Source organism: Nitratidesulfovibrio liaohensis (assembly GCF_011682075.1).
Taxonomy (GTDB): Bacteria; Desulfobacterota; Desulfovibrionia; order Desulfovibrionales; family Desulfovibrionaceae; genus Cupidesulfovibrio; species Cupidesulfovibrio liaohensis.
The window spans coordinates 1-7,488 of the sequence record NZ_VSMK01000075.1 but is presented as its reverse complement, the minus strand read 5'-3'; the positions used below and the strand labels follow the sequence as shown (position 1 = coordinate 7,488).

General features: G+C 66.5%; 5 protein-coding genes. 2 read left to right on the top strand and 3 right to left on the bottom strand.

Annotation, left to right across the window (positions count from 1 at the left end; translation table 11 throughout):
* A partial coding sequence (locus FVW27_RS03365) for a transglutaminase-like cysteine peptidase (RefSeq protein WP_243838184.1) occupies nucleotides 1-1,056 on the top strand: 1,056 nt, incomplete at its 5' end.
* A gap of 146 nt (nucleotides 1,057-1,202) precedes the next feature.
* Nucleotides 1,203-3,389 carry an HD domain-containing phosphohydrolase gene (locus FVW27_RS03360; RefSeq protein WP_167122730.1) on the top strand — a complete coding sequence of 729 codons (2,187 nt, stop codon included), beginning with the start codon at nucleotides 1,203-1,205 and terminating at the stop codon, nucleotides 3,387-3,389.
* Nucleotides 3,390-3,567: 178 nt separating this feature from the next.
* Here FVW27_RS03360 and FVW27_RS03355 read toward each other — a convergent pair whose 3' ends face one another.
* From FVW27_RS03355 to FVW27_RS03345, 3 genes are all read right to left on the bottom strand, one after another.
* Nucleotides 3,568-4,008 carry an arsenate reductase ArsC gene (locus FVW27_RS03355; RefSeq protein ID WP_243838183.1) on the bottom strand — a complete coding sequence of 147 codons (441 nt, stop codon included), beginning with the start codon at nucleotides 4,006-4,008 and terminating at the stop codon, nucleotides 3,568-3,570.
* 175 nt (nucleotides 4,009-4,183) lie between these two features.
* On the bottom strand, nucleotides 4,184-6,604 hold the full coding sequence (locus FVW27_RS03350) for a methyl-accepting chemotaxis protein (protein WP_167122726.1): 2,421 nt from the start codon (nucleotides 6,602-6,604) through the stop codon (nucleotides 4,184-4,186).
* A 300-nt stretch (nucleotides 6,605-6,904) separates the two neighbouring features.
* On the bottom strand, nucleotides 6,905-7,488 hold a 584-nt coding region (locus FVW27_RS03345), incomplete at its 5' end, for an RNA methyltransferase (RefSeq protein WP_167122724.1).

Genomic DNA, 7,488 nt, shown 5'->3' with positions numbered 1-7,488 from the left:
GGGACGCCCGCCACACCCGAGGTGCGCGGGGCGGTGGCAGGTGCCGCCAGGGGGGCAGGCGAACCGGCGCGGGACGGTGCCGGGGCGGGAACGCCCGTACAGGCAACCCGCACTGCTGCAGATACGCCTGATTCGTCCGCTGTGCCCGATGCTCAGGTAGCGCCCAAGGTGTCTCCGCCCGCCCCGAAGGTGGACGGCGCCGATGCCGCCGACGAAAAGGGAACGTCCCCGGTGGCTGCGGACACGGTGGACAAGGAGACTGTGGGCCTGCCCGATGCGCCCCTTGTGGCCCAGGCGGAACAGGCCGGACAGGCGGGACAGGCGGAACAGGCCGGACAGGCCGGACAGGCGGGACAGGCGAAACAGGCAGGTCAGGCCGCGCAGCCAAGGCAGCCGGGTCAGCCCGGTCAATCTGTGCAGACGGCGGAAGCTGCCCAGGCCGTCGAACCTCGCCAGGGTGCCGCATCGGCCTCGCGCGGCATCAGGCTGTTCAACACCATAGAGTTCAGGGGACCGCTGAAGAACCTGCCCAAGTGGGACCGGGTGCTGAACGTGGACCGCAAGACGCCGGGGCTGATTCCGGAACGGGCGCTGGGCGGGCGCAATGCCCTGTGGGGCGACCTGAAGGCCGAATGGCGCGGCCTGTCCACCATGGACAAGCTGCGCAACGTGAATTCCCTGTTCAACCAGTGGCCCTACCGGCTGGACAGCGAAGTATGGGGAGTGGTGGACTACTGGGCGGCGCCCATCGAATTTCTGCGCAAGTCGGGCGACTGCGAAGACTACGCCATCACCAAGTATTTTGCCCTGAAGCAGCTTGGCGTGCCCGCTTCGGACATGCGCATAGTCATCCTGCTGGACTCCATCCGCAGGTTGGCCCATGCCATTCTGGTGGTGTATACGGGGGGCGACGCCTACGTGCTGGACAATCTGTCCAATGTGGTGCTGTCGCACCAGCGCTACGGGCACTATGTGCCGCAGTACTCGATCAACGAAGAATACCGATGGGCGCATATCCCAATCAGGGGCGGCCCGGGCACCCGAAGAATGCAGTAGGGCTGCTCTGAATTGTCCTTTCGCCCGTATTTGGAAACAACCCCTAGAGTGCATCAACATTGAAAACTGCTGTCGGGAAATATCCCGGCGACGCAAGAAGCATCGCCCGCCCCGATTGTAAAATCTGTCCAGACCGCGGAGGACCCATGGCAGAGAACAGCGCATCGACAGGCACGCCGGACCGCGACAGACCCGCTGGCCGTTCGCGGCTTCTGTGGTTCGGCATCGTGGTGCTTGGGGTTACCGTGGCTGCCGCCACGGTGGGTGCCTACTGGAACATCTCCGACGCACGGCACAAGCTGGAGGCGGACATTGCACAGCGCCAGTCCGTGCTTACGCTGGCCCGCGTGGAGTCCGTGAACCTGTGGCTGGATTCCATGACCGAGCAGGGAGCCCGGCTGATCAATGCCGACCTGTTCCGTCTGTTCGCTTCGGAAGTGAACCAGTTGGACGGTGACGTGGGCCTGCTGCTGAACAAACCTGGGCAAGGGCCCGGTCAGGACGCGGACAAGGCGCCCCAGTCCGGAAAGAACGGCGGCAAGCCGGGTGCCACCCAGGGCGCCGGTGCCGGAGATGACGACATCTCGCAACTGGCCGCGCAGCTGCCGCTGATGCGTAACCTGCTGCGCGAGTTCGTGACCTATTCCGACTTCGTGTCCGGGCGCATCGTGAACACCCGCGCCCAGACCTACATTTCCACCGACGCCACCCCCGTGCCGCTGAACGAGGACCAGCAGGCCGCCATCCGCACCGTGCTGGAAACGGGCAGGATGCGCTTCTCGCATGCCCGTTCCACCCAGACCGGGCTGGTGCTGGACCTGTTCATGCCCATCCTGCCGCCCCAGTTCGAGGCGGCCACCGGCGCGCGTCCCGTGGCGGTGCTGATGCTGTCCAAGATCATCTCCGGCAAGGTGGGCGAGTTTCTGGCCGCCTCGCCGCTGGTGGAGAAGGGGCAGGTTTCGCGGTTGGTGCAGCGCACCCCGCGCGGCTTCGAGGAAATCGCCCCTTCGGCCCAGGAAGGGCTGAAGAACGTGCCCGCGCCCGCCTTTGCCGAAACGGGTGACATGCCCTTCATGCGGCGCGTCTCCGTGGACAGCGGCACGCAGGTGTACTCCACCGGGCGCAAGGTGCCGAACCTCGAATGGTGGACCGTGGAGGAAATTCCCGCCGATCTGGCCTTGGCCCGCCTGGCCGAGCGCGAGCGCACCGTGGTGGGGCTGGCCGTGCTGTGCACCCTGCTGCTGGTGGTCATGCTGGCCTCGCTGTGGTGGTGGCTGGTGGGCCGCGAGCAGCGCGAAATCGCCCGCGATTTCAAGGCGCTGTTTGAAGTCATCGACGACCAGAAGCAGTTGCTTGACGGCATCAACTCGGCCATGACGCACCCGGTCTCGCTCACCGACGACCAGAGCGTGTTCCAGTACGTCAACCGCGCCTTTGCCCGCGCCGTGGGCCGCAGCCCGGAAGAGCTGCTGGGCATGGACATGCAGGCGGTATTCGGCTTCGACACCGCGCGCCGCATCACCGCGCCCGACGCTCAGGTGCTGATGGGCGGCGACCCGGCCACGGTGAACGAGGTGGTGTACCTGCAATCGCACAAGCGCCATTTCCAGATCGTCAAGGCTCCGCTGTTCGGCCCCGATGGCAGGCAGGTGCGCGGCGTGGTTTCGGTGTTCCACGACATCACCGACCTGGTCGAGGCGCAGGAACGCAACCGGCGGGTGGTGCAGCAAACCATTGATGCGCTGGTGCGGGCCATCGAGCAGACCGATCCGTATCTGGCGGGCCATTCGCGCCTGATGGGCATTGCGGCCAGCCTGACCGCGCGGGGGATGGGGCTTGGCGAGCGCGACGTGGCCACGGTGGAGGCGGCGGCCAACCTTTCGCAGGTGGGCAAGATGTTCGTGCCGCGCGACATCCTGAACAAGCCCGGCAAGCTCACGGCGCAGGAAAAGCAGGAGATGGAACGCCACGTGGAATACACACGCGACGTGCTGTCCTCCATCGAATTCGACCTGCCGGTGCTGCCCGCCATCATCCAGATGAACGAGCGGCAGGACGGCAAGGGCTACCCCGAAGGCCTTGCCGGCGAGCAGATATCCGCCCACGCCCGCATTCTGGCCGTGACCAACGCCTTCTGCGCCATGCTGCGGCCCCGTTCGTACCGACCGGCAATGCCGCTGGAGAAGGTGCTGGATGCCCTGGAAAGCCAGACCGACAGTTACGACGTGAACGTGGTGCACGCCCTGCGCGATGTGCTGGACACCCCGGCGGGCGAGCGGCTGATGGGCCAGATCGGCGGGCCTGCCGCCGGTGGGGCCAACGGCGAGGCCTAGCGAAAACGTGTTCCGCCGCCTGCGCGGCGGGCGGAATCCCTGCGATGCACAACAAGGGGGGCGCCATGCGGCGCCCCCCTTCATGTTGCGTGTACGGTTTCCGCGCGAGCCGTCGGGGCAGGCTGACGACGGGGCGTGCCACGCAACCGGTGCGGCGTCGGCAGCAGGTCGAGTGGCCTCAGGCCACGGGCGTGTCGTGCAGCGAGGCCACGAATTCCTTCACCCGCGTTTCGATGGCGTCACGTATGCGGCGGGCGGCGTTCATGCGCTGCTCTTCATCGCCGACCAGTGCGGCGGGGTCGTCGAAGGGCCAGTGATGGCGGCGGACCACGCCGGGGAACAGGGGGCACTGCGCTTCGCCCTCGGCGCACACGGTGACCACATGGTCATACATGCGCCCCTGGGGGAACAGCTCGAACACAGAACGGGCCGTGGCGCCCGAAATGTCCATGCCCACCTCTTGCATGGCCTTCACGGCCAACGGATTGAGGGGGCCGGGCTCCAGCCCCGCGCTCTCCACCAGAAAGGCCTCGCCCCCGTGCTTGCGCAGGAAGGCTTCGGCCATCTGGCTGCGGGCGGAATTGTGCACGCAAAGGAACAGGACTCGGATGACCTGCATGGCTGCCTCCATTTGGCTTTTTGGCAAAATGACATATTTGCGTGACGGAATGGCGACGCCATGAAAAAACGCCGGAGCCCGCAGGCCCCGGCGTATCAATCGGCAATGAATGCGACATGCGCCCCGTCAGGTGCGCCCTGTCAGGTGCGCCCTTCGTGTGGCAGACCGTCCGCGATCAGGCGCGCATCTCGGCGGTCAGGCGGCGCAGGTCGCCCGCCAGCCCGGCCAGGTCGTGCACCGCCGTGGCGGAGCGGGACATGATCTGCGCGGTGTCCTGGGCGATCATGTTCACCTCTTCGGTGGACCGGCTGATCTGCTCGCTGGCGGCGGACTGTTCTTCCGACGCCGTGGCGATGGAGCGCACCTGGTCGGCGGTCTGGTCCACCATGGTCACTATTTCCTTCAGCGCACCGCCGGATTTTTCGGTGAGTTCGGTGGAACGCACCACCGCGTCCACGGCAGCCGCCGTGGCCTGCACGTTGTCGCGCGCGCCGGACTGGATGGAGGCGATGGCCTGCCCCACCTCGCGGGTGGCGCCCATGGTCTTTTCGGCCAGCTTGCGCACCTCGTCGGCCACCACGGCGAATCCGCGTCCGGCGTCACCGGCGCGGGCCGCTTCGATGGCGGCGTTCAGCGCCAGCAGGTTGGTCTGGTCGGCGATGTCCTCGATGACCTGCATCACCCGGCCAATGTCCTCGGCCTGGCGGCCCAGCCCTTCCATGTTGGCGCGCAGGTCCACGGCAAGATCCCGCACGCCGGAGATGGCCTGCACCACGTCGGCCACCAGGTGTTCGCCTTCGTCGGCCTTGGCCCGCGCGCCCTCGGCGTTGGCCGCCGCCTGCGAGGCGTTGTGGGCCACCTCCAGCATGCTGGCGTTCATCTGCTCCATGGCTGTGGCCGTCTCGGAAGCGCGGGCGCGCTGCCTGTCGGCGCCGCCGTTGGCATCCTGCACCTGGCGGGCCAGTTCTTCCGCCGCAGTGGCCACCTGGCGGGCGATGGCGTCGGCCTGCTCGGCCACGCGGGTGATGGCGGCATGTTGGGCTTCTGTGCGGGCCTGCTGGGTGCGCAGGTCGGTGACGTCGGCGTAGATGGTGAAGGCCCCGATAAGCGTGCCGTCAAGGTCGTACAGCGGGGCCACATCCACCTGGGCGTGCACGGTCTTGCCGGTTTCGGTGGTCAGGTCCACGCTCAGGTTGCATTCGGCGCCGCCGCTCTTCAGGCAGCGGCGGGTGGCCATGTCGTCCACTTCGCGGCCATACACGAAGCGGTCCAGCTGCCTGCCCTCCCAGTCCTTCGGGGTGCCGGGGCGCTCCAGCAGTTGCACCAGCGCATCGTTGGTAAACAGCACCTTCTCGTCGGGCGAGCTGATGGCAAAGGGCATGGTCATGCCGTTCAGCACGCCCTGGGTGAAGCCGAGCTTGTTCTTCATCTCGGCCACCATGGCGTTGACGGCACCAATGGTGTCACCCACGGCGTCGCGCGCCTCGTAGCGCATGGTGGCGGAAAAATCGCCCGATGCCACGGTGCGGGCATAGGCGGCCAACTGCCCCATGGGCTTCATCAGTTCGCGCACCAGCAGCCACACGAACAGCACCGCCAGCGCCAGCGCGGCCACGCCGCCGCCCGCCGTCCAGCGCAGCATGTCGGTGTCCGCGCCCTGCAACATCTCGTCACGGGTCATGGCCACGGCCAGATACATGTCCCACGGCTCGAAATAGCGCACGTAGCCCACCTTTTGGCCCTGATACTCCCATTTCAGGAACCCGTTGCGGGTTTCCATCATTTGCTTGCCGTAGGCATCTTGCAGAATGTTGGTGCCGGTGCGGGTGGGGTGCAGCACGCGGGTGCCGTCGGGCGCAAAGATGAAGGTGTAGCCGCGCCCGCCCACATGGGCCTGGCCGAACATGGTGCGAAAGGCTTCGGTAAGCAGGGGTTCGCCCACGAACAGCGCACCCACGACCTTGCCGTAGGCGTCCTTCACCGGGCGGTAGTGGGCGCGGAAAGGCTTGCCCATGACCATGGCCCGGCCCGTGTAGTCGTTGCCCGCGGCAATGGCCTTGTATACGGGGCTGGAGTCGGGGATGTAGGTGTCGATGGCGCGTTTGCCCCGGGCATCGGTGATGGTGGTGGCCACGCGCAGCAGCTTGCCGGGCAGCAACACGAACAGGGTGGCGTCGGAACCCACGGTGCGCTTGTGCTTCTCCACCAGCGAGTTGGGCGAGAAGGACAGGGGCATGCCGTCGCTGCTCAGTTCAAAATCCGGCACGGACACGGAGGACGTGGCCCCGGTGGTCTGGTCCGTCACCTGATGCATGGCCGCGCCGGACGCACTGATGTGCAGTTCGCCCTGGCCCAGCAGTCCGCTGGCCAGCGCTTCCAGGCTGTTGTGCAACGCTTCGCCGCCAATGCGGTCCTGCATGGCCGCCACGTCGCACATGACATCCATGAACCCGGCAAGGTTGTCGTGCCCCAGCCTGTCCAGCGTGCCCTGAGTGCGCCAGGCCACCAGGCCGGACAGGAACACAATGGTACACAGCACCACCCCGATGACCCCGGAATACATCTTGGTGGTGATTCTGAGTGTGTTAAGACGCATTGTCGTCGCCTCCCGTTGGTGATCCCCCAAAAGTCCGTAAGGCCCCACTTCTCCGCTGGGGGATTGCCCCATTTTTCACAAGAGGTCAATCGATTTTTGCGTACGCAAGCTTTGCAGTATTTTTATAAGATATTGTAATTAATAGTAAAAAAATAGACAGGGAGAGTCTGGGCCCGTGACGGATGGCTGTGTGCGGTGTCGAACAAATGCGCAACGGCCCGGCGGGGTGCCGGGCCGTTGCATGGTGTCTTGCCGGAAAGGATGGATGCGCGGCGCGGTGGTGGGGCGCCGTGGCCGGGGTTAGTTCACGTTTCCGGTGTCGTCCGGGAGGAGGCCTCCCGGGGTGATGCCTTCCGTGGCGGGTGTTGCGTGGGCCAGGGCGGCCATGCGTTTCACCTGTCGGCACACGCCCATGACCAGGTCGAATTCGTGGCGGCGCAGCCGGGTGCGACCCAGAAAGCGGCGTACCGGCATCATGAAGTAGTCCGGATTGTCGGCGCGCAGGTAGTCGATGGCCAGCAGGGTGTCGCGCAGGGTGTCGTGCAAGAGTTCCAGTTCCGCGTGGTTGGCCAGGCGCGAATCCGGGGCGGGGCCGGGGCGGAAGGGGTGTGCCGCCGTGCCCTTCAGGCATTCGTACAGCACCACCAGCACCGCCTGGGCCAGGTTCAGCGACGAGGCCTCCGGCGCGGTGGGAATGGTCAGCAGGCGGTGGCAGTGCTCTATTTCGTCATTGGTCAGTCCCCGGTCTTCCGGGCCGAACACCACGGCCACCCGGTCGCCCCCGGCCAGCACCGGGCAGGCCTCTGCCGCCGCGCGCTCGGGTGAAAGCAACTCGCGTCGCCAACCGCCCGTGCGCGCCGTGGTGCCGAACACCACCGCGCAGC

Coding starts and splice junctions, on each gene's coding strand:
- FVW27_RS03360 (WP_167122730.1), top strand. CDS start 1,203: ATGGCAGAGAACAGCGCATCGACAGGCACGCCGGACCGCGACAGACCC.
- FVW27_RS03355 (WP_243838183.1), bottom strand. CDS start 4,008: ATGCAGGTCATCCGAGTCCTGTTCCTTTGCGTGCACAATTCCGCCCGC.
- FVW27_RS03350 (WP_167122726.1), bottom strand. CDS start 6,604: ATGCGTCTTAACACACTCAGAATCACCACCAAGATGTATTCCGGGGTC.